23 protein-coding genes, 1 tRNA gene and 1 pseudogene are annotated in these 21,322 nt (G+C 59.3%); 10 read left to right on the top strand and 15 right to left on the bottom strand.

What is annotated here, in order from left to right:
• Nucleotides 1–22: 22 nt before the first annotated feature.
• Nucleotides 23–1,480 (bottom strand): MFS transporter, encoded by a 1,458-nt coding sequence (locus tag BLL42_RS03180; protein WP_071550753.1) that lies wholly within the window; start codon nucleotides 1,478–1,480, stop codon nucleotides 23–25.
• A gap of 141 nt (nucleotides 1,481–1,621) precedes the next feature.
• Here BLL42_RS03180 and BLL42_RS03175 point away from each other — a divergent pair, with 141 nt between their 5' ends.
• The gene (locus tag BLL42_RS03175; protein WP_071550752.1) at nucleotides 1,622–2,605 is read left to right on the top strand and encodes a LysR family transcriptional regulator; all 984 of its coding nucleotides are present in this window, start codon (nucleotides 1,622–1,624) and stop codon (nucleotides 2,603–2,605) included.
• 402 nt (nucleotides 2,606–3,007) lie between these two features.
• On the opposite strand, the gene BLL42_RS03170 is transcribed toward BLL42_RS03175, so the two are convergent.
• A complete protein-coding gene (locus BLL42_RS03170) occupies nucleotides 3,008–3,952 on the bottom strand; it encodes an AraC family transcriptional regulator (RefSeq protein ID WP_071555690.1) in 945 nt (314 codons plus the stop codon).
• Between the two features lie 184 nt (nucleotides 3,953–4,136).
• On the opposite strand from BLL42_RS03170, the gene BLL42_RS03165 reads away from it, so the two are divergent.
• Together BLL42_RS03165 and BLL42_RS03160 are read left to right on the top strand one after the other, a co-directional pair.
• Complete coding sequence (locus BLL42_RS03165) at nucleotides 4,137–5,159, top strand: alpha/beta hydrolase (RefSeq protein WP_071550751.1); 1,023 nt, start codon at nucleotides 4,137–4,139, stop codon at nucleotides 5,157–5,159.
• A gap of 87 nt (nucleotides 5,160–5,246) precedes the next feature.
• Nucleotides 5,247–6,449 (top strand): MFS transporter, encoded by a 1,203-nt coding sequence (locus BLL42_RS03160; RefSeq protein WP_071550750.1) that lies wholly within the window; start codon nucleotides 5,247–5,249, stop codon nucleotides 6,447–6,449.
• 56 nt (nucleotides 6,450–6,505) lie between these two features.
• Here the strand turns inward: BLL42_RS03160 and BLL42_RS03155 are convergent, their stop codons facing one another.
• Together BLL42_RS03155 and BLL42_RS03150 are read right to left on the bottom strand one after the other, a co-directional pair.
• Complete coding sequence (locus BLL42_RS03155) at nucleotides 6,506–6,907, bottom strand: hypothetical protein (RefSeq protein WP_071550749.1); 402 nt, start codon at nucleotides 6,905–6,907, stop codon at nucleotides 6,506–6,508.
• 101 nt (nucleotides 6,908–7,008) lie between these two features.
• Nucleotides 7,009–7,314 carry a panthothenate synthetase gene (locus BLL42_RS03150; protein ID WP_071555689.1) on the bottom strand — a complete coding sequence of 102 codons (306 nt, stop codon included), beginning with the start codon at nucleotides 7,312–7,314 and terminating at the stop codon, nucleotides 7,009–7,011.
• A 324-nt stretch (nucleotides 7,315–7,638) separates the two neighbouring features.
• Here BLL42_RS03150 and BLL42_RS03145 point away from each other — a divergent pair, with 324 nt between their 5' ends.
• The 3 genes and pseudogenes from BLL42_RS03145 to BLL42_RS30960 form a co-directional block, all read left to right on the top strand.
• Nucleotides 7,639–8,292, top strand: a complete 654-nt coding sequence (locus tag BLL42_RS03145; protein ID WP_071550748.1) for a peroxiredoxin — start codon at nucleotides 7,639–7,641, stop codon at nucleotides 8,290–8,292.
• 193 nt (nucleotides 8,293–8,485) lie between these two features.
• A tRNA-Gln gene (locus BLL42_RS03140) sits at nucleotides 8,486–8,560 on the top strand.
• Between the two features lie 47 nt (nucleotides 8,561–8,607).
• A pseudogene (locus tag BLL42_RS30960) lies at nucleotides 8,608–8,808 on the top strand (hypothetical protein); the annotation flags it as partial.
• 57 nt (nucleotides 8,809–8,865) lie between these two features.
• On the opposite strand, the gene BLL42_RS03130 reads toward BLL42_RS30960, so the two are convergent.
• Both BLL42_RS03130 and BLL42_RS03125 read right to left on the bottom strand, forming a co-directional pair.
• Nucleotides 8,866–9,345: a YbaK/prolyl-tRNA synthetase associated domain-containing protein gene (locus BLL42_RS03130; protein WP_081427278.1), complete on the bottom strand. Its 480-nt coding sequence runs from the start codon at nucleotides 9,343–9,345 to the stop codon at nucleotides 8,866–8,868.
• A 16-nt stretch (nucleotides 9,346–9,361) separates the two neighbouring features.
• The gene (locus BLL42_RS03125) at nucleotides 9,362–10,120 is read right to left on the bottom strand and encodes a sulfite exporter TauE/SafE family protein (RefSeq protein ID WP_071550747.1); all 759 of its coding nucleotides are present in this window, start codon (nucleotides 10,118–10,120) and stop codon (nucleotides 9,362–9,364) included.
• 122 nt (nucleotides 10,121–10,242) lie between these two features.
• Here BLL42_RS03125 and BLL42_RS03120 point away from each other — a divergent pair, with 122 nt between their 5' ends.
• Nucleotides 10,243–11,199 carry a LysR family transcriptional regulator gene (locus tag BLL42_RS03120; RefSeq protein ID WP_071550746.1) on the top strand — a complete coding sequence of 319 codons (957 nt, stop codon included), beginning with the start codon at nucleotides 10,243–10,245 and terminating at the stop codon, nucleotides 11,197–11,199.
• A 215-nt stretch (nucleotides 11,200–11,414) separates the two neighbouring features.
• On the opposite strand, the gene BLL42_RS03115 is transcribed toward BLL42_RS03120, so the two are convergent.
• The 3 genes from BLL42_RS03115 to pcsA all read right to left on the bottom strand — a co-directional run bounded on the left by BLL42_RS03115 (nucleotide 11,415) and on the right by pcsA (nucleotide 13,527).
• Nucleotides 11,415–12,050, bottom strand: coding sequence for a LysE family translocator (locus BLL42_RS03115; RefSeq protein WP_071550745.1), 636 nt, complete (start codon nucleotides 12,048–12,050; stop codon nucleotides 11,415–11,417).
• Between the two features lie 345 nt (nucleotides 12,051–12,395).
• On the bottom strand, nucleotides 12,396–12,797 hold the full coding sequence (locus BLL42_RS03110; RefSeq protein WP_071550744.1) for a DUF488 domain-containing protein: 402 nt from the start codon (nucleotides 12,795–12,797) through the stop codon (nucleotides 12,396–12,398).
• 10 nt (nucleotides 12,798–12,807) lie between these two features.
• Complete coding sequence (gene pcsA, locus BLL42_RS03105) at nucleotides 12,808–13,527, bottom strand: phosphatidylcholine synthase (protein ID WP_071550743.1); 720 nt, start codon at nucleotides 13,525–13,527, stop codon at nucleotides 12,808–12,810.
• Between the two features lie 302 nt (nucleotides 13,528–13,829).
• Here pcsA and BLL42_RS03100 point away from each other — a divergent pair, with 302 nt between their 5' ends.
• Together BLL42_RS03100 and BLL42_RS03095 are read left to right on the top strand one after the other, a co-directional pair.
• The gene (locus tag BLL42_RS03100) at nucleotides 13,830–14,528 is read left to right on the top strand and encodes an AzlC family ABC transporter permease (RefSeq protein WP_071550742.1); all 699 of its coding nucleotides are present in this window, start codon (nucleotides 13,830–13,832) and stop codon (nucleotides 14,526–14,528) included.
• On the top strand, nucleotides 14,528–14,839 hold the full coding sequence (locus BLL42_RS03095) for an AzlD domain-containing protein (RefSeq protein WP_167368553.1): 312 nt from the start codon (nucleotides 14,528–14,530) through the stop codon (nucleotides 14,837–14,839). Before BLL42_RS03100 ends, BLL42_RS03095 begins: the two co-directional genes overlap by 1 nt.
• A gap of 9 nt (nucleotides 14,840–14,848) precedes the next feature.
• Here BLL42_RS03095 and BLL42_RS03090 read toward each other — a convergent pair whose 3' ends face one another.
• The 6 genes from BLL42_RS03090 to aotJ form a co-directional block, all read right to left on the bottom strand.
• Nucleotides 14,849–15,757 (bottom strand): MurR/RpiR family transcriptional regulator, encoded by a 909-nt coding sequence (locus BLL42_RS03090; RefSeq protein WP_071550740.1) that lies wholly within the window; start codon nucleotides 15,755–15,757, stop codon nucleotides 14,849–14,851.
• A 277-nt stretch (nucleotides 15,758–16,034) separates the two neighbouring features.
• Entirely contained in the window at nucleotides 16,035–16,799 is a 765-nt protein-coding gene (locus BLL42_RS03085) for an ABC transporter ATP-binding protein (RefSeq protein ID WP_071550739.1), read from the bottom strand.
• Between the two features lie 18 nt (nucleotides 16,800–16,817).
• The gene (locus BLL42_RS03080; protein WP_071550738.1) at nucleotides 16,818–17,930 is read right to left on the bottom strand and encodes a succinylglutamate desuccinylase/aspartoacylase family protein; all 1,113 of its coding nucleotides are present in this window, start codon (nucleotides 17,928–17,930) and stop codon (nucleotides 16,818–16,820) included.
• A 9-nt stretch (nucleotides 17,931–17,939) separates the two neighbouring features.
• A complete protein-coding gene (locus BLL42_RS03075; RefSeq protein WP_071550737.1) occupies nucleotides 17,940–18,635 on the bottom strand; it encodes an ABC transporter permease in 696 nt (231 codons plus the stop codon).
• A 17-nt stretch (nucleotides 18,636–18,652) separates the two neighbouring features.
• A complete protein-coding gene (locus BLL42_RS03070) occupies nucleotides 18,653–19,342 on the bottom strand; it encodes an ABC transporter permease (RefSeq protein ID WP_071550736.1) in 690 nt (229 codons plus the stop codon).
• 92 nt (nucleotides 19,343–19,434) lie between these two features.
• A complete protein-coding gene (aotJ, locus tag BLL42_RS03065) occupies nucleotides 19,435–20,211 on the bottom strand; it encodes an L-arginine-binding protein AotJ (protein ID WP_071550735.1) in 777 nt (258 codons plus the stop codon).
• Nucleotides 20,212–20,499: 288 nt separating this feature from the next.
• Here aotJ and BLL42_RS03060 point away from each other — a divergent pair, with 288 nt between their 5' ends.
• Nucleotides 20,500–21,285, top strand: coding sequence for a sulfite exporter TauE/SafE family protein (locus BLL42_RS03060; RefSeq protein ID WP_071550734.1), 786 nt, complete (start codon nucleotides 20,500–20,502; stop codon nucleotides 21,283–21,285).
• The last annotated feature ends 37 nt before the right edge of the window (nucleotides 21,286–21,322 follow it).

The following is a 21,322-nucleotide window of genomic DNA, read 5'->3' as shown; positions in this document are numbered from 1 at the left end:
GCAGCCGGTTTTGCTTTCTGCATCATGAGACGTTTCCAGGAAGTGTAGAGCGCGTTGCCAGAACGCGGCTTCCCAGTGCGATCACGAGCGCAGCGGCGATCAGGGCCAGGGCGACGGCGAACGTGATTCGCATACCGCTGGCAACGGCCTCGGGACTCGCCGTGGTGATGTCGATCGTCGCCGATGCGAGCACGAACACCGCACCCAAAGCAGATGCACCGGTGATCAGCCCCAGATTTCGCGACAGGTTGAGCATGCCGGAGATAACACCGCGTTGGTCCGCGTGGACATCCATCATGACAGCCGTGTTGTTAGCTGCCTGGAACAGTTGATAACCAGGGGTCAAGACGACGATGGCAGCCATGTAGCCTGCAATGCCCAACATCGTCGGAAGTACGAATAGAGCGCATGTACCTGCTGCCATTACGATGAGCCCGACGATGACCACGAAGGGCGCGCTCAAACGGTCGACCATACGACCCGCCGGGACACCGCTCAGTGCGGAGATGATCGGGCCAATCGACATGACGACTCCAACAAGAGCCAGGTTTAGCCCGAGTGCATGCGAGAGATAAAAAGGCCCGACCACCAGCGTCGCCATCATCACCGTCGAGACGAGCGCGCTCATGGCGAGGCTGCCGCTCAGCACGGGGTCGCGGAACATCGCCACTCGAATCAACGGTGATGCAGCGCGCGCTTCGGCGAGCACGAAGAGGCCGACACCGAAGGCCGCCGCCACCAGCAGCGCCATATTGAGTGGACCGAAACTGCCTCGCCCGATCGTCATGGCCAGCGCATAAGCCGCGAGCGTCAGCGCCAGCAGCAGCGTACCCAAAGGGTCGAAGCCGGCGCGCTCGGGTTTCGGCGCTTGGCGATCGGCGGGCAGGTAGCGATGCGCGAGCAGAAGCGTCAGGATTCCCAACGGAACGGTAATCAGAAAGATCGCCTGCCAGCCGAGGCCGGCGATCAGCACGCCGCCGAGCGATGGCCCCAGCGCCGTGCCAATCGCAGACATTGTCCCGAGCAAGCCCATGGCGCTACCAGTCTTTGCCTTCGACACCGTTTCGCCGACAAAGGCCATGGTCAGGGCCATCATGATGGCTGCGCCGAGGCCTTGCAGCGTCCGGGCGGCAATCAGCAGCCAGAGCGTGGGGGCGAAGCTGCACAGGGCCGAGGCCAGCGTGAACAAGAAAATTCCGGCCAGTAGCAGTCGCCGACGGCCGGTGATGTCACCGAGGCGTCCGACGCTGACGATCAGGGTGGTGATGGCGAGGAGGTAAGCGAGGACGATCCACTGGACCTCCTGGAAGGAGGCGTTGAACGCCTGTGCCAACGTCGGCAAGCCCACATTGGCGATGCTGGTGCCGAGCGAGGACAGCAACATGGATAACGAAAGGCTGGCGAGCGCCCCCCGAACCGAGGGTACTCGTGGTGCATTGCCTGCGACTGCCTGATCTCGTTCTGCACTGATTGGCTTCATCATGTTCCCTTTGTTTGGCGGCTTGCGAAACGCAGCTGTCAGAAATCTACGCTGGCGCCTAACATGGCGGAAGACGCACCGTTTGCACTTTATTCGTGCGTTTAACGCCTTATTACCCTCACGCCATTTCAGGGGCGATGCATGTCGACACCCGATCTCAACTTGCTGGTCACCCTTGATGTGTTGCTCGCAGAAGGCAGTGTGACGCGTGCCGCGAAGCACTTGCGGCTTAGTCCGTCGGCGATGAGCCGGGCCCTGGCGCGACTGCGTGAAACGACCGGCGATCCGCTACTGGTCAGGGCCGGCCGCGGTCTCGTGCCCACCCCGAGAGCGCTCGAATTGCGCGAGCAGGTCAGTCAGCTTGTGCAGGACGCAGAGGCGATTCTGCGCCCGGCTGAAACGCTCAACCTCAAACAACTGGTCCGCACGTTCACGCTGCGCACCAGTGAAGGTTTTGTGGAGCGTTTCGGCGCGGACCTCATTGCACGCGTCGGTGAGCAAGCACCCGGAGTGCGGCTGCGCTTCGTGCAGAAGCCCGATAAAGACAGCACGCCACTGCGCGACGGGAGCGTCGATCTGGAAACCGGTGTGGTGGGGCAGACTGAAGGCCCTGAGGTGCGTACGCAGGCATTGTTCAGGGACCGTTTCATTGGCGTTGTGCGAAGGGGGCATCCGCTGAGCCAGGGCGAGATCACGCCCGTCCGTTACGCGGCGGGCAGGCACATTTACGTTTCCCGGCGGGGGCTCGACAAGGGACCTATCGATGAAGCCCTGAAGTCGCTTGAGCTTGTGCGGGAAGTGGTGACCATCGTCGCCGGCTTTTCGACCGCGCTGGCGCTCGCCCGGGCCAGCGACCTGATCGCCAGTGTTCCGGAGCAGCACACCGAAAACCTGCGTGTCGGCATGCACAGCTTTGCGCTTCCACTCGTCCTGCCGACGTTCACCGTCTCAATGCTCTGGCATCCACGGCTGGATGCCGACCTGGCGCATCGCTGGTTGCGTGGGTGCCTTCGGGAGGTGTGCGCGCAGACGCGCAATGATGGGGCTTTGGACGCGAGCACGGTTGAGCAGGGGAGCTGTCTTGCGCAAGCGGACACGAAAAAGCCCGCACAAGGCGGGCTTTGAAATCGAGTAGGTGGCCGGCGCTGGTCCCCGGCTTACAAGGTTTATCAGGCCTCTCACAGAATCGCATTGAAACACTCTGATTTGCTCATCTGCTTCACACGGCATAAGGGCTGGATCTCAGCGCGGAGATCTTTCTAACCGTGTACCCTTCGGAACGCGCCCCACGTTTCCTTGCTATCCTCTTGCGCATCAGTCTGCGTCTTCACCTACCACTTCAGAATAGCAAAAACTCCAAGGCGCTGGCCGGGCTTTTTAGACCGATTGTGCTCAAGGAGGAGAGCGGCAGGATGGAAAAATGCTATCGCCAGCCAGACATTTTTGGCGCCGTTCGAGTGAGGCGCCAGAATTATCATTGCGCAGTGCTGGAGCCTGCCCAGGCGCCAAGCGCTATCCCATGATTTCTCACGACTGCTTTCGCCTCGCGGTGACATCGGTTTGGCCACGCAACATCGCAATGTCTTGCTTGGGAGCTACGCCAAACAAGCGACTGTATTCGCGGCTAAATTGGGAGGGGCTTTCGTAGCCGACTTTGAAAGCCGCACTGGATACGTCCAAATGGTCATTCAACATCAAGCGTTTCGCCTCGTTTAACCGCAACCATTTCTGGTATTGCAACGGACTCATTGCCGTCAGTTGGCGGAAGTGATGGTGAAAGGTGGGTGTGCTCATCTGCACGCGGGCTGCAAGTTCTTCGACGCGAAGTGCCGAGGCGTAATTCAACTTCAGCCAATCGATGGCTTTGGCGATCCGATAACCTTGGCCATCGACAGACGTTATTTGTCGCAGCCGGCTCACTTGGTCACTCTGCAAGAGACGGTAGTGAATCTCGCGTTGGATCAAGGGGGCGAGAACAGGGATGGACTGCGGCTCATCGAGCAGTGCCAATAAGCGCTCGAATGACGCGAGCATTGCAGGCGTCACTGAACCCATTCCTACCCCCTTCGTAACGGATCGATCACGGGTTGGCGGCAGGTCACTTTGCGCTATCAGCTCAGCCAGCATGCGCAGGTCGAGCTTGAAAGTCAGCCCCAGGCATGGCTGTTCCGGGCTGGCCGCGAGCACCTCTGAATTGGCAGGCAAGTCCAACGACGTGACCAGGAATCGCGACGTGTCATAGGGATACCCTTCGCCACCTACCCACAGCTGCTTTTCGCCTTGGGCGACAAGAATGATGCTTGGCTCGACCATGCAAACGACGGGCGCAGAGGGATGTTCGCGCCGAAAGAAGCCCAGACCCGCAATCGAGGTTGCGTAGTCACCCGGCGTTGAGACCCGGGCGCCAATGGTATTCGCCAGCGCTTCTTGGGGCGATGTGTCTGGAGTGGCGGTTTCGTGATGGATCGTCATGTTCGTCTTGTACCTCTGGCTGAACTCTAACTCGCCAGGTCGCGGCCGTCCTGCAAAAAAACCGAGACTCATAGAATCAGGCAAGTAATTCAGCGATATGCACTACAGGGCACTTGGGCAGAGCGCGAAAATGATCGAGTCAAGAAACTCCAGCGAACAACCATTCAATCGAAAGGAATATCCAGTGAAAGGAATTTTGCTTGCCTTGGGGCTGCTCGTTACCTCTTTTTCTTCAATAGGAGCCGATATGTCGAACGGCGCGGACAACTTCTACAACAGCGAGAAAGTGACCGTAGAAAAGGTCACCTTCAAGAATCAATACGGTATGAAGGTGGCGGGCAACCTGTTCACCCTGAAGGGCCTGGACCCCAAAGCGAAAAATGCCGCCATTATCGTCGGCCACCCGATGGGGGCGGTGAAGGAGCAAAGTGGGAACCTGTACGCCACCAAAATGGCCGAGCAGGGCTTTGTCACGCTGTCGCTGGATTTGTCTTTTTGGGGCGCGAGCGAGGGCACGCCTCGCCAGGCCGTCTCGCCAGATATCTACGCAGAAGACTTCAGTGCCGCCGTGGATTTTCTCGGCACTCGACCCCTTGTCGATCGTGAGCGCATCGGCGTCATCGGCATCTGCGGCAGTGGCAGCTTCGTCATTAGTGCGGCCAAGATCGATCCACGTCTGAAAGCAATCGCCACAGTCAGCATGTACGACATGGGTGCGGCCAACCGTAACGGGCTCAAACACGCTGTAACGCTCGAACAACGCCAGCAGATCATTCGCGAAGCGACCGAGCAGCGCTATGCGGAGTTTCAGGGTGGCGAAATCCGCTACACCGGCGGCACGCCGCTCAAACTGACCGGCAATGCCGTGGGCGACGAGTTCTACGACTTCTATCGCACTCCGCGAGGCGAGGTCACTCCGGCCGGCGCATCGCCGCAGACAACCACCATGCCGACGCTGACCAGCAACGTGAAGTTCATGAACTTCTATCCGTTCAATGACATCGAGACTATCTCTCCGCGCCCGCTGCTGTTCATTGCTGGCGCCCAGGCTCACTCACGCGAGTTCAGTGAAGATGCCTACAAGCGCGCCGCCGAGCCTAAAGAGCTGGTCATCATTCCAGAGGCCGGACACGTGGATCTTTACGACCGTGTCAACCTCATTCCATTCGCCAAGTTGACCACGTTCTTCAAAGACAACCTGAAGTAACCTGATCGGTGCCCGGGCCGTGGCACCGGTTCTCTCGTGGCCTCGTTCCCGGGGCCACGACGCTTCGCGCAATACAGGATTCAAACAATGACCGATCACCCCCTCCCAGTGCCCCATAAATCATGGGGCGCCGTATTCGCCATGGCGCTCGCCGCGTTTGCACTCGTGGCATCTGAGTTCATGCCCGTCAGCCTGCTGACACCGATTGCGGCAGATCTGCATATCACCGAAGGACAAGCTGGCCAGGGCATTTCCGTCTCAGGGCTGTTTGCCTTGTTCACCAGTCTTCTCATTGCGTCAGTGGCGGCACGGGTTGACCGTAAGACGCTGCTCCTCTCCTTGACACTGCTGATGATCGTCTCCGGAACCGTGGTGGCGTTCGCGCCCAACTACACAATGTTCATGGTTGGGCGCGCGCTGATCGGTGTCGCGATTGGCGGCTTTTGGTCGCTGTCGGCAGCCACCGCCATGCGGCTGGTGCCGGATGACCAGGTCCCGCGTGCGCTGGCAATCGTCAACGGCGGTAACGCCTTGGCGACAGTCATTGCGGCGCCCCTGGGAAGCTTCCTTGGTGCGCTGATCGGTTGGCGGGGCGCTTTCTTCTGCATTGTGCCGGTCGCAGCGATGGCCTCTGTATGGCTTCTATTAAGCCTCCCTTCCATGAAGACAGAGCGCAGCGCTGGAAGCGGTAATGTCTTCAGCTTGATGAAGAGCGCGCCGGTGGCGTGGGGCATGATTGCAGTCAGTGTTTTTTTCATGGGTCAGTTCATGTTGTTCACCTATCTGCGGCCGTTCCTTGAAACCGTCACGCACGTCAGTGTTTCCATGCTTTCGCTGCTGTTGCTCGTTTTAGGCGTAGCCGGTTTTGCGGGCACTTTTCTGATTGAAGCCTTCCTGAAAAACGGTCTGTATCGGACGTTGATCGTCATGCCGATGCTGATGGCGGTGGTCGCACTGGCGCTCGTTTCGTTGGGTGGCTCGGCAGCGGCCACTGCTGTCTTGCTGGGCTTTTGGGGGCTGGTTGCGACTGCCGCGCCGGTGGGTTGGTGGACATGGCTGGCGAGAACCCTGCCAGATGATGCTGAAGCAGGAGGCGGCCTGATGGTGGCGATCATCCAACTGGCCATTGCCTCTGGCGCCACCGTTGGCGGCCTGGCCTTTGATCTGAGCGGCTATCGAGCGACCTTTGAATTGAGCGCCGCTCTGCTTGCTGTGGCAGCCGTTCTTGCCTGGCTGGCTGCACGCGCAGACTCGCGTGAGCCTTTTACGTCTCTGGACGTCGCTACATGAGGTGCCATTGCGCAAATTGCTGCGCCATTGAAAGCGGCGCACGCTGGGCGGGCACCTCAGGCATCGCGCAAAAGGTCGTGAGCGTTGAGCAGTTCGTAGGCAATCTCCGGGTGCTTTTCCAAACCGCGGCGAATGGCGGCCGGGATCGACTGGCGGGTTTTGCGGCACAGTCCGGGCAGGTCCAGGAGCTGAATACCGATACCGCGCATGCTGCGCACTTCGTGCACGCTCGGGGTGATTTGCAGACGAATGCCTAACTGCTCGTACATCCGACGCTGCATATGCTCGAGGTCGGCCAGGCTCTGAAGATTTTCCAGCCGGTCGAGCAAGCGCTTTTCCTCCTGGCGGGTCAGGTGCAGGATGCGCAAATCCGCGCTGGGTATGTCCGGCAACTGTTCACGCCTGCAGTCGCAGGCACCGGGCGGGCAGGGTTGTCGAATCTGGAGAGAGGCTGTCATGGTCTCCAATCATAGCTACCCGCAACCGCTATTGCCCATCGGGTTTGTCGCGACTTGATGATGGTTTGGGGCGGACATGACCGCCCCGAACCGATCGCTCCTCACCCCCATGTTTTTCCGAGCGCTTCGAGACCGGCCTTTTGCAGGTCCTGTGGGGTCATGACAAGACGGAACTTGCAGGTGGCCTGGAAGTTGAGAAAGAAGGGTTCTGCAAAACCGGGGATCTGGGATGAGTCTTGTACGTCGATCAGGAAAATCCCGCCGCGCATTCCATCCTGCTCGGTAAAGTAGGCAGCCTCCGGTTTGATGCTTTCCAGGATACGGCCGATGACTTCGCCAATCTTCCCGGCTCTGACGAGCGCGTTGAAGGGTTCATTCGGGCACTCGACCATCAGTAGCATTTTCATCATTCGATTCTCTGTTCAAATGGCTGCCTTGTCTCCCTACCTTTGCTCCCGACTCTCATGCCTGGAGCCCGCATTCAACCGATCCAGCGGTGTTTCGTTAAGCATAGCGAAGCATGAGTTGACGCCCATCCAGGGTTACGGGCGGTCATCAAGCGACTGTTCGCTCGGTACGGCTGATAGACGGCTATCAGGCCGTAGCGGCCACGTCTTGTGCGTCTCCTATACTGGTTCGCGTTGACAGGCTTTACGCAGATACCGAATGCCGTCGGACCCGCAGTCAGGGCTCTGACAACTTCCCTACCCATCACTGTAAGGAGATCGAACATGGCAATCCGCATTGGTGATGTAGCACCGGATTTCACCGCCGAAAGCACTGAAGGCCCGCTCCACTTCCACGAGTGGATTGGCGACAAGTGGGCCATCCTGTTCTCGCATCCGAAGGACTTCACGCCTGTCTGTACCACTGAACTCGGTTATATGGCCGGACTGAAGCCAGAGTTCGACAAGCGCAACACCAGGATAGTCGGGCTCAGCGTCGACCCGGTCAGTGACCACCGGGCCTGGCTCGGTGATATCGAAGAAACCCAGGGTCATGCGGTCAACTATCCGATGATCGGCGACGAGAACCTGGTGGTGGCGAAGCTCTACGACATGATTCACCCGAATGCCAGTGGCGGCTCACGCACCGCCGTGGACAACGCCACGGTGCGTTCTGTGTTCATCGTCGGCCCGGACAAGAAAGTCAAGGCGATGCTGATCTACCCAATGAGTGCCGGGCGCAATTTCGATGAAGTGTTGCGCCTGCTCGACTCTCTGCAATTAAACGCCAAGCATACAGTCGCCACCCCAGTGAACTGGCGTCCGGGTGAGGACGTCATCATTCCCACGTCGGTGTCCGACGAGGAGGCCAGGAAGAAGTACCCGCAGGGCTTCAAGACGTTGAAACCTTATTTGCGCACCGTGGCACAACCGAAGTAGCTCACCCACCGTCCCTCCCATGCAACGGTTGCCCCAGGCTAGGGCAAGGGAGGGCTCTTTACTTCGTTCAATAGTAATAAGTAGCTGTTTTAAAACAAATTTGTGTTGTTTTTGGCTTCCCAGGCGAGGCGAAAGTTGATAGATTACGGCGCGTTCTTGCAGAGGTCCTCACAGGGCTTGCAACAACAGATAAAGGGGCGTCGCCAAGCGGTAAGGCAGCAGGTTTTGATCCTGCCATGCGTTGGTTCGAATCCAGCCGCCCCTGCCATTTTCCTATTCGAACCTGATCGCCCGTAAGTTCGCCGGAATCGATTGCTGCCCGCAGACGCGTTTCGAGATCGGCATCCATTTTACGATGCGCTTCGCGATGCAAAGCTTCCTCTTGTCCTCTGCTCTGGTGAAATGCCGGCCGTAGGGGTTGGCGCGCTGTTTCGGGATCTCACCGTCAGAACACAGACGGTCAAGGACGCGTTGAAAACAGGATTTCGCCATTTCGATTGCGCAGAACGCTATCGAATGAGGGCATGGTCGGCCTTGCTTGAGCGGCATTCCCCCCACGCAGTAGCAGTGTTCTCAGGCCTGGGTGATATCCAGCAACCGAGGCTTGGCAATCGCCAGATAATCCTGCGTATCGAGCACCATTGACGCATCCAGCCGACCGGCGTTGAAGGCGATTTCGCCGTAGCCCGTGGTCAGGGTCGGGTCGACGATCAATTGAATCCGCTCATCAAAGACGAAAGGAGGGATGGCGCCGATCTGGCATCCGGTCAGTCTCATGGCGGTTTCGGCCTTCACCAGTTCGGCTTTTTTCCCGCCCAGGGCTGCTCCGACCTTCTTCATGTCGAGCTTCTGGTCCCCCGGCAGTATCACCAGGGCATACGGTTCGGCCTGACCCTTGAGCGAGCAGAGCATGGCTTTCGCGCCTTGGCCGGGCTCGGTGCCACGGATTTCGGCAACCCGCGCCGACTGGCCCTCGGCATCGTGCATCAACACCCGGTAGGAGGCTGCGCGGGCATCGAGTAGTGCTACCAGGCGATCGAACATGGGATACATGCGGTATTCCTCAGATTTACAGGAACAGGTCGTAGGACAGTTTGCTGATGAGGATCACCAGCAATACCAGGAACAGGGCCCGGACAAAGGGCACGCCTTTATGAACCGCCAGCCAGGTGCCGGTCAGCGCGCCCAGGATGTTGAATGCCGCCATGGGGATGGCGATCAGGTAGAGCACATTACCCGTCGGAATGAAGAATATCAGCGCCGCTATGTTGGTCGCGATGTTCACCAGTTTGGCTGACGCCGAGGCATGCAGGAAGTCGAAGGCGAAGCAGCGGATAAACAGGAAGATCAGGAAGCTGCCAGTGCCGGGGCCGAACAGACCGTCGTAGAAACCGATGGCACCGCCGATGACGATCGCCAGCAGTTTCTCCTTGGTACCGATGTGCATGGGTTTGTGCAGGGCGCCGAAGTCCTTTTTCCAGAAGGTGTAGATCGCCATCAGCACGATCAACACCAGCACCGCCGGCCGTATCACCGACTGAGGCACGGACGACACGGTGGCCGCTCCGAAGAAGGCCATGACAAAGGCCGCACCGGCGGCGGGGATCACCAGACCCCAGTTGATCACCACTTTGCGCACGAACGACCGGGCCGCGAATGCAGTGCCGCAGGCTGCCGCGACCTTGTTGGTACCCAGCAGCGCCGCCGGTTGTGCTGTGGGCAGCAGGTTGAACAGCGCGGGTATCTGGATCAGTCCGCCGCCGCCCACCGCCGCATCGATGAGGCCGGCGGCGAAGGCGAACACGCAAAGGATGACAATATCGATCATGAAATCAGACTCTGACGATGAAGGGTTGGTGCCTGCATCCTTGTGGGTTGAACGAGAAGGTTAACGGAAGGACCTTTTTTGTGTTGCAATGCCACGTTGTGGAAAATGCAATGAGGTGGTGTGTGGCACTGGATATGTTGGGGGAGCTTGAAGCCTTTTCGGCGGTGGCTCGCAAGCGCAGTTTCGTCGCGGCGGCACGTACTCTGGGGCGCTCCCCAAGCTCGCTGACCCGTGCCGTTCAAGCCCTGGAGGAAAGTGTCGGGGTCAAGTTGTTCAATCGCTCGTCCAATGCCGTGAGCTTGACCGAGGCAGGTGAGCGCTTGTTGCTCCACGCTTACAAAATGCTGGATCTGCAACGTGAGGCGGATGAAGACCTGGCCGGTCTCAGTGGCCTGGCCTACGGCTGGATCCGCTTTTCCGCCCCGGAGATTCTCGGACACGGGGTATTGCCCCGATTGATCGCGCAGTACTGCGAGCGTTATCCAGACGTGCACGTCGATGTGATTTTTACCGATGAGAGCATCGACCCGGCCAAGAGCAAGCTGGACTTCTCGATTCGCGGCGCGTTTCCGCAATCCAGTGACCTGATCGGATTTCCGCTCTGGAGTTATTCACGTTACCTGTATGCCAGCCCCGGGTATCTGGAGCGGCGCGGGATGCCCGACTCCATCGAGGCGCTGGAGGCGCACTCGCTGATCCTGCATACGGCGCCGCGGATTCTCAAGGAGTGGAATTTTCGCAGTGAGGAGCAGGCCTTCAGCTTTCGGGTTCATCCGAAGTTTCGTTTCAGCTCAGGTGTGGCGGTGTTCCAGGCGGCCCTGGCAGGCATGGGGATTGCCCGTCTGGCGGACTGGCTGGCGGAGCCCGAAGTGGAAGCGGGGCGCCTGCTCCGGGTCTGTCCCGAGTACACGCTCACCTCCAGCGGCGGTGAGAGCCCGCAGATGCACGCGGTGTACCCGGCCGGGAATCTGCCGCTGCGGGTGAAGTCGTTGTTGGAGGTGATTCGTGGCTTTGGCGAAAGCCTTGATCGAAAGCATGCGTTACCGCTTATCAAAGCTGGGTTACAGGAGATGGGCTGACCATACACATCGTATAGCGATGATTGTGTGACGGCCTTGAGCCAATCAAAGGCTGCCAGCAGGTTTATCCAGGCGTGGGGCGGTTCACCCTATGCGGGGGGGGCGGTAACCCGCTCGGATCTTTTTCTAGCGCGCCTGGCACGATGCATCGGGGCCGCTCTCAAATCCGGGCGACGCAGGTCTACCGCGCCCGCACCAACCGCAAACAGCCCGATTTAGCGCCGCCCTTCGACGACCATGCGCACGGCCAAGCCTGCGAGGACCGTCCCCATCAGCCAGCGTTGCACGATCTGCCACACGGGCCTGCTTGCGAGAAATGTCGCGATGGAGCCAGCCATGATGGCAATCAGCGCGTTGACGCTCACGCTAATGACGATCTGCGTAAGGCCAAGCACGATGGATTGCGCCAGCACGCTGCCGTGGTCGGCGGGGTCGATGAACTGGGGCAGCAGCGACAAATACATGACTGCGATTTTGGGATTCAGCAGGTTGGTGACAAAGCCCATCATGAACAGCTTGCGCGGGCTGTCCTTGGGCAGGTCGCGCACCTGGAACGGAGAACGGCCGCCGGGCTTGACCGCCTGCCAGGCCAGGTAGAGCAGATAGAGCGCGCCGCCGAGTCGCAGGGCGTCATACGCATAAGGAACCGCCAGGACCAGGGCTGTGATGCCCAATGCGGCGCAAAACATATAAACGACGAAACCCAACGCCACACCGCCCAGGGAAACCAGTCCGGCCATTCGTCCCTGGCAGATCGATCGCGAGATGAGATAGATCATGTTCGGGCCGGGAGTCAGCACCATGCCGAGTGATATCAGGCCGTAGGCAAGCAGGTTGGACAGTTCGGGCATGGCGTAACTCCTAAAGGAAGAGATAACGAATTGGAAGCTCCGCTAAATCGGTATAAAACAGCTTTCGCCATCTCTGAGGTATGCACCTGGATGGAGCGGACGATAGTAGGGCGGTCAAAGGGAGAACGTTAGATACAGATTGACTGACAAAACGTCATACAGCGGTCGCAGTACTGGGTATCCGCTCCCTGGGGATACGTTGCGACTTCAACGTGAGCAATGGCTTGCTCCGATAGCGCATCTAAACACTCTGACGCAGTCAGTCACGGGCATTATGGATGACCGCTGCTGGCTGAACTCTGCCACTCACATCCCGTCGCAAACGTCCCCGATGCAAACACCCAGTTACACCTCTTGAGGCGCTACAACCTGTGCCCCACGCGCAATCAGCAGTTCTCGCAACACCGAACGATGGCAGTGGCGTTCTTCCTTGCAGTAGCAACCGATGGCCAGCGACGTTTGATGGGACAGGGCGGCCAACAGATCCAGCAGTTGGCAGGGGGCAGGGTGGTTCATTTCAGCCTTGAATTTACGTCGAAAGGTTTCCCAGTCTTTTTCGTCTTCCGCGGCTTTTGCTTCTGCTACCAGCTCTGCGCTGGGAGACAGGACGGGGACCCAGGTGTCGTAGAAGTCGCGGCTGGCGAATTCGGCTTTCGGAACGCCGCGAGGTGGGCGGCGGACCGTGCCCAGGCGCAGGCCTTCATGGGGTGTTCGGGGCGAGCCCAATTGCACGATATGGATAGGCATTCATGCTCCATTAATGATGGGTGCGCTCAAGCCAGTCCGCGGCCGTGCGGCAGATGCAGATCCCCAGAAAGTAAGCCGACATCGCCAGCCACAGTCCCATGACCAAAGGGTTGACGGTCGGGTGGTTGAGGACCAGTGACAGGCTGCACAGCAACCAGATGGACGTCACGGCAATGTTGATCGGCATGAATCGCCGCACTCGAAACGGGTGAAGGAACTTCATCCGGGTCACCGTCAACAGCGCCAGGCCAATGATGGTGAGCAACGTCAGCCAGGGTGTCGGCGCAATGATATAGAGGCACAGGGTGACGACGTTCCACGCGGCAGGGAAACCCTGGAAGTAGTTGTCCTTGCTTTTCATGTTGACGTTGCAGAAGCAATAGAGCGATGAGACCAGGATCACCGAGGTGGTCAGCAGCGGGGTGTAGGCCGGCAAGTCGATGTAACGGTAGATGAACAAGGCCGGGATGAACACATAGGTCAGGTAGTCGATGACCAGATCCAGCACGGACCCGTCGAGATGTGGCAGTACCGTCTGGACATTGACCTTGCGCGCCAGCGAGCCGTCCACACCATCGACGATCAGCGCCACGCCCAGCCACAGCAAGCAGGCTCTGGGCTGGTTATCGAACAAGGCGAGGGTCGCCAGGAAGGCGGTCACCACGCCGGTTGCGGTAAAACCGTGGGCGCCCCAGGCTTTGAGCGTGGCCATGCGTCGGGTCGATATCAAGGGGTGTTCTCCAGCAAATGAAACGGGCCAGTGGTTAACCACCGACGGGGTCACCGGCAAACCTGGCCAGGCTGCACCTATCGACCGGGTATCCGGCGATAAGGTTCACCTGCGCTCAAACGACCCGACGTCGGCACTCATTAAAAATAGACCATCTCTTGTCACTGCCTTGTCTATCGAACCGTACTTTTTATCTGTTTGCGCTCAACCACCAGGCTCGACGTGCAATTGCGCAAGATTGTTCAAGACAGGAGGCTGATCGGCTGACACAGTTAGCGACCTTTCCTTCGTTGTAGAGAGCTATGTCTGACAATCTATTGCCGCGCAGTGCTTTCCTGCGCGGTGCCGCTGCCGTAATGCCCTTGTCGCTGGCGACTGCGCCGTGGGGGCTGTTGGCGGGTTCGATGGCCATTGAGGCCAACCTCACTCCACTGCAAGGCCAGGGCCTGTCGGGCATTGTCTTTGCTGGCGCTGCGCAGTTGGTCGCGATCGGTATGCTCAAGGGCGGCGCCGGGATCTTCTCGATCCTGCTGACTACCTTGCTCCTGACATCGCAACACCTGCTGTACGGCATGAGCCTGCGTCCGGTGGTTTCGCCGTTGCCAGGTCGCTGGCGGGTAGGACTGGGCTTTTTGCTCACCGATGAACTGTTCGCGTTGACCAGTCAATTTGAGCAACGGCAATTCAATCGCTGGTACGCCCTCGGGGTGGGCCTGACCTTTTATGTGGCATGGAATCTCTTCACCCTGGCCGGGATTGTGCTGGGTAGCAGCATTCCGGGCCTTGAGCATCTGGGTCTGGATTTTTCCATCGTGGCCACATTTATCGCGTTGATCACCCCGGTGGTGCGCAACGTTCCGACGGTTGTCTGCGTGGCGGTTTCGCTGTTCTGCTCGGTGCTGTTCAACTACTGGCACTGGGGCTCGGCGCTGGTGCTGGCCGGTTTGCTGGGGATGAGTGCCGGGTTTATCTGCAACAAGTTTTATGGAGAGCGCACATGATGGTCTGGGCGGTTATTTTCGGAATGGGCTTGCTGGTGTTCCTCAACCGCTATGTGTTCCTTGAGCCACGGTTGCCAGTGCGCTTGAGCAGCAACGCACGGCAATTTCTCGGATTTGCGGTGCCGGGCATGCTCACCGCGATCTGCGGGCCGATCGTATTCATGCCCGACCATCAACTGAACCTGCAGTACGACAATCCGTACCTGATCAGTTCTCTGGTCGCCATCGGCCTGGTGCTCTACACCCGCAGCACCTTGATCAGCATGCTGCTGAGCATGGGGTTCTTTTTCCTGCTGCGCGGGTGGCTGTGAAGCGCAGCCTCATTTTTTCGAGGTTTTGCTGCTGCCGGGAATGTGCAGGTAATTCATCACGCTTTCGGTGAGCTCGGTCGCCAGCTTGACGGCCTCTTTGTTGCGCGCCATCACGCCGGCGACCAAGCCTTCGATCAACGCCAGAACGGCGATGTTGGAACTGGTCAGCACCGGGTGATCGGCCGGCGCAAACAGCACATGCTGGGCAATGTGAGTCAAGGGCGAGGCGGGTGAGTCGGTGATCGCCAGCACGGTCGCGCCACGCTCAAAGGCAAAGCGCGACAGTTGCAGGGTATCGAGGGAATAACGCGGCAGCGAGATCGCCAGCAGCACGTCCTGATCGGTAATCGCAGCCAGTCGATAGGCGGCGTTTTCGTTGCCGCCTTCCATGCTGATCGCCGTGGCATCGGCGCAGAAAGGCATCAGTGTCGAGGCCGCGAGACCTGCCATGTAGACGCTGTTGCCAAACCCGAGGATGTAGATTTTGCGCGCCTCGATCAGGCAGGTGACCACGGCTTCGAAGGTGTCGGGGTGATTGTTGGTGCCGGCGGTGCCGAGGTTGCTGGTGGCGCTCTGGATTTGCTCATGCAGACCGAACGCACCACCGGGGCGGTGCGCCAATTCGTTGCGCAGCTTGTCCACCGGGGACACCATCTGCTGCAAGGTCGCCACCAGCTCGGCTTTCATGCCGCTGTAGCCCCCCAGGTCCAACGCCTTGGCCAGACGGTTGACCGCCGCCGGCGAGGTGGCGGTCTCAAAGGCCATTTCTTCGATGGTCAGGGTGGCAGCCTTCAGCGGGTGACGCAGGATAAAGTCCGCGACCTTGCGCAGCGACGGCTGCAAGTCGGCAAGAATTTCTGCGAGTTTGCGCATGACCGGCGCGGCGTAGACCGTGGTGTTTTTCGAAGGAGTAGGCATAACCGGCTCAACATCCGCTGGAGGTTGGAAGGGACCAGGTCTGGTCCCCGACATGAGTGCAAGGGTATCTACACATTGGGTCCGATCACCTGTAGGAGCTGCCGCAGGCTGCGATCTTTTGATCTTCGGAGTCCTTGCAGACGCCAAAAGATCGTCCGAACGCGGCCCGAACCTGCGGCAGCTCCTACGGGTGATTTTGAGGTGTCGATACCGATGGGTGCCAGTGTATCCGAAGCCGACCGTTGGCGTGCAGCACCCAGAACGGTCGGCGAGCGGCTTACTTCAGGCTGCCGGCCAGAAACTGCTGGAGGCGTTCGGACTGTGGGTTGGCGAGCACTTCACGCGGGTTGCCACGCTCTTCGACCTGACCTTTGTGCAGGAACACCAGTTGGTTCGACACCTCCCGTGCAAAGCCCATTTCGTGAGTGACCACCACCATGGTCCGGCCTTCCAGGGCCAGGTCCTGCATGACTTTAAGCACTTCGCCGACCAGCTCCGGGTCGAGGGCCGAGGTCGGTTCATCGAACAACATCACTTCCGGCTCCATCGCCAGCGCGCGAGCAATCGCCACGCGCTGCTGCTCGCCACCCGACATGTGCGCCGGATAGGCGCCCATGCGATGGGCCACGCCGACCTTGTTCAGATAGTGCTCGGCTTTTTCCCGAGCGAGTTTCTTGTCCATACCCAGCACATGCACTGGCGCTTCCATGACGTTTTCAAGGGCGCTCATGTGCGACCAGAGGTTGAAGTGCTGAAACACCATCGCCAGCCGTGAGCGCATACGTTGCAGCTGTTTGGGTTCTGCCGCCTTGAGCCCGCCGGTTTTGTTGGTGACCAGTTTCAGTTGCTCGCCATTGAGCAGGATGTTGCCTGAGTTAGGTTGCTCCAGCAGGTTGATGCAGCGCAGGAAGGTGCTTTTGCCCGAGCCACTGGAGCCGATGATGCTGATCACGTCGCCGGCTTTGGCTTCCAGGGACACGCCCTTGAGCACTTCGTGGGTGCCGTAGCGTTTGTGCAGATCCTGAATTTCAAGTGTGTTCATGGTCTCGATTCTCTTGAGTCAGTCGCTGAGCAAGCGACCCTGGCGAATAGGGGTACTGCCGGCGACCTTGGCCAGCCACAACCCGGGTTGGGCAAAGCGCAGACGTTCGCGGGCATAAAGGATGCCGTCGGTGCTGGCCGTTACCACGCTGTGGCGATCGGTCAACGGATCGAGCACTTCGAACAGCGGGTCGCCGACGGTGACCCGGGCACCCAGCGGTTGTAGAAAACTCACCACGCCGGGGTGTGGCGCATAGGCGTATTGCGCACCGGCGAAGGGCGTCGCATCGCAACAGGTGGCCGGCGCGTCTGGCCAGTCGCCACGGATCAGGCCCTGTTCGGCCAGGTAGCCGAGGATCTGCTCGGCACTGGCCATGCACGGTTCGCGTTCGGTGTCGGCCATGCCGCGCAGTTCGAGGGTGGTCGCCACACAGGCCAGCGGAATGTTCGCCAACGGGAACAGTTCGGCCAGGCGCAGCCAGGGAATCGCGCAGGCTTCATCGAAGGCATTGCCGCCGGCGTCCTCGGCCAACAGAACGGCTTCGGCGCCCAGGCGTGCAGCCAGTGAACGCAGGCGCGGCCAGTTTTGCGGGAGGGCATACAGCAACATGATCGACTCGAAGTCGCAGTGCAGGTCCAGCACCACATCGGCATCGCAGGCGTGCTGCAACAGCAGGCGGCGCAGGCCGTCGAGTTCCGAGTTGGCCTGCGGCATGTCGGCAATGACCTCGATCATGGCGCGACGGATCAGCGCCACGTTGGCGTCGGCATCCTCGCCCAACTGGCCCTTCAGGTGCACGGCCACGGCTTCGGCCAGCTCCGGGAAGTCACGGTTGAAGTTCTTGCCGCTGTTGAATTCGAAGCGCCCCTGATGGGTGGCCTGGAACATTTGCCCGATACCGATCGGGTTGGCCATCGGCACCAGTTCGATCACGCCGGTCAAGCGGCCTTGTGATTCCAGCTCCCGCAGACGGCGCTTGAGTTCGACGGCGACGCGCATGCCAGGCAGTTCGTCGGCGTGCAAGGACGCCTGGATGTACGCCTTGCGCGAACCGCTGCCAAATCGAAACAGCGACAGCGTGCGTTCAGTGCCGCAGGCGCTCCAGGGCAAAACGTAGTGAATGTGCTCCATGGGATTTCCTTAATGCTTGCGTGGGGCCAGGTACGCCAGCCAGTGGCGTTCGGCGAGTTTGAACAGGCGCACGAGAATGAAGGTCAGGGCCAGGTAGATCAGGCCGGCGGTGATGAACGCTTCGAACGGCAGGTAAAACCGTGCGCTGACCGTGCGCGCCGCACCGGTGATGTCGACCAGGGTGACGATCGACGCCAGGCTGGTGGTCTGCAGCATCATCAGCACTTCGTTGCTGTATTGCGGCAATGCACGGCGCAGGGCCGAGGGCAGCAGAATGCGGCGGTACAGGGTCAGGCGTGACATGCCCATCGCCTTGGCGGCTTCGATCTCGCCGCTGGGTGTGGACTTCAGGCTGCCGGCCAGCAGCTCTGCGCTGTAGGCACTGGTGTTGATCGCAAAGGCCAGGCAGGCGCAAAAGGTTGCACTGGACAGATACGGCCAGAGCACGCTTTGGCGTACCGCTTCGAACTGCGCCAGGCCGTAATAGATCAAAAACAACTGCACCAGCATCGGCGTGCCGCGGATGGCGTAGGTGTAGAGCCAGGCCGGAAAGTTGATCAGCGGCGAGCGGGAGACGCGCATCAACGCCAGCGGAATGGCCAGCATCAGGCCAAAGGCCAGGGAAATCAGCAGTACTTTTAGGGTCAGTAACGCGCCACTGAAATACAGCGGCAGGTTTTCCCAGATCAGGGTGTAGTCGAGCATGGTCGGTTCGCTCCCACTCACAGATCGGCGGCTTTGATGCCGACCGAGTAGTGTTTTTCCAGTGCGCGCAGCACCAGTAACGAGACGCTGGTCAGCACCAGATACAGCGCCGCCACCGCGAGGAAAAACGTAAAGGGTTCATGGGTCGCGTCGGCGGCGTTCTTGGCTTTGAACATCATGTCCTGCAGACCAATCACCGATATCAACGCAGTGGATTTGGTCAACACCAGCCAGTTGTTGGTGAAGCCGGGAATCGCGAAGCGAATCATCTGCGGCACCAGAATCCGCCAGAACACCTGGGCGCTGCTCATGCCGTAGGCCGCCCCGGCTTCACCCTGACCTTGCGGAATGGCCATGAAGGCGCCGCGAAAGGTTTCCGAGAGGTAGGCGCCGAAGATGAAGCCCATGGTGCAGACACCCGCCACAAACGGGTTGATGTCGATGTAGTGGGTGTAACCGAGCCCGAGGGCGATGCGGTTCACCAGGTCCTGGCCGCCGTAGAAAATCAGCAGAATCAGTACCAGGTCGGGGATGCCGCGAATGACCGTTGTGTAGCCTTCGCCCAGTGTCGACAACCATTTGAGCGGTGACAGGCGAAACGCCGCGCCGATCAGACCCAGGGTAATGGCCAGTGCCATGGAGCTCAGAGCCAGATTGATCGACAGCCAGGCGCCATCGAGAATGCTCGATCCGTAGCCGTGAAGCATGATGAAGTTCCTCACCCAAAACGCCGGCAGGCGCGCGGGAGCAGCAAGTAAATGACGTGTGCGCCAGACCGGCGCCCACGTCCTGCAAAGGCTTATTCGCCGTAGATATCGAACGCGAAGTACTTGGCCATTACCTGCTGGTACTTGCCATTGGCACGGATCGCATCAATCGCCGTGTTCAGGCGTGCCGCGTTCGCGGTATCGCCTTTGCGCAGTGCAATCCCCGCGCCTCGGCCGAAGTATTTCGGGTCATTGATGTCCGGCCCCACCAGGGCGAAGCCGTTACCGGCCGGGGTTTTGATGAAGCTCTCATTGGTGTTGACGATGTCGGCGAGGGTGGCGTCCAGTCGCCCCGACGCCAGGTCCAGGAAGGCTTCACTTTGCGATGAGTAACGCACGACCTCGACGCCGGCGGACACCAGTTGCTCGGTGGCGTAACGGTCATAGGTGGAGGAGCGTTGCACGCCGAGTTTCTTGCCTTTGAGATCGACCTTCGGGTCATTGATCACCAGGCCGGCCTTCGCCGCGAACTTGCCGGGGGTGTGGTAGTACTTTTCGCTGAAGTCGACCGATTTCAGGCGGTCGTCGGTAATCGACATCGACGACAGCACCGCATCGATCTTGCGCACTTTCAACGAAGGGATCATCCCGTCAAATTCCTGGATGACCCACTGGCATTTGATCTTCATTTCTTCGCACAAGGCGTTGCCGATGTCGTAGTCGAACCCGCTGATGTTGCCTTCCGGGGTCTTGAAGGAGAACGGCGGGTAGGCGGCTTCGATACCGATACGCAGACTGTCTTCGTCGGCGTGGGCCAGGGTGCTGACGGCGCAAAACGCCAGAGCAGCCAGAAGTCCTGTCTTGTTCATATTGTTGACTCCGTGGATAGGGTGTTTCGGGAGTGAATGCCTTCCGGTCTGGCGGGGATGTGCAACGGGTTGCGTGTCCATGGAGCGTATAAATGACATGTTTTATTTCATAAATCAAATTAGTGAAAATAAAAATATCAAAACAGGCTGATGCATCAGCCAGGCGGTCATGGCGCGATTGCCAGAGGTTATAAAGTCAGATCATATTGGTATAAGTAGTTATAAGAAAAATCGCTATGCTGCTTGCCAGATTTTTAAGTCGTCGCGCTGGTTTTGTAAGGTATGGCAATGGACTTCGGTAATTTGGGTTTTGTAGTCGCAGGCTTGGTTGTCGGGTTCGTTGTCGGAATGACCGGGGTGGGTGGTGGCTCATTGATGACTCCGATTCTTCTATGGTTCGGTATCAATCCAGCCACCGCCGTCGGGACGGATTTGCTGTACGCCGCGATCACCAAGTCCGGCGGTGTGCTGGTTCATCAAAAGAACCGGAACATTGACTGGAAAATTACCGGCTGGCTGACGCTGGGCAGCGTGCCTGCGGTCGCTCTGACCCTGGTGTTTCTGAAGTACCTCAATACCGATCCCCAAGCGACCAATGCGATTATCAAACAGGCCCTGGGGGTTGTGCTGTTGCTGACGGCGCTGGCGATTTTCTTCAAACGCCAGTTGCTGGCGTTTGCCCAGAAACATGCGGGCGACGATTACCATTTGAGTAACCGGAACCTGAACCTGCTGACCATCGTCACGGGCGCGATACTCGGTGCGATGGTCGCTTTGACCTCCATCGGTGCCGGCGCACTGGGGACTGTGGCGCTGTTTATCCTGTACCCGTTTCTGGCGACCAAACGCCTGGTCGGCACAGAAATCGCCCACGCTGTACCGCTGACCCTGGTGGCGGGATTGGGTCACGCGAGCATGGGCAATATGGATTGGCACCTGTTGGGTTTTCTGCTGATGGGGTCATTGCCGGGGATCTACGTGGGCAGTCATTTATCCGGGCGTATATCTGATGGTGTCTTGCGTCCTTGCCTGGCCGTCATGCTGGTGTTTATCGGCTACAAATTAGCGTTTTGATCCCCGGCATGGCGCTGTCCCTCTCAGCGCCGTGCCA

Origin of the sequence: Pseudomonas frederiksbergensis (assembly GCF_001874645.1) — a bacterium.
In the GTDB taxonomy this organism is placed as follows: domain Bacteria; phylum Pseudomonadota; class Gammaproteobacteria; order Pseudomonadales; family Pseudomonadaceae; genus Aquipseudomonas; species Aquipseudomonas frederiksbergensis_B.
Note: the sequence above shows the minus strand (reverse complement) of the source record. Positions and strands in the feature narration are given on the sequence as shown.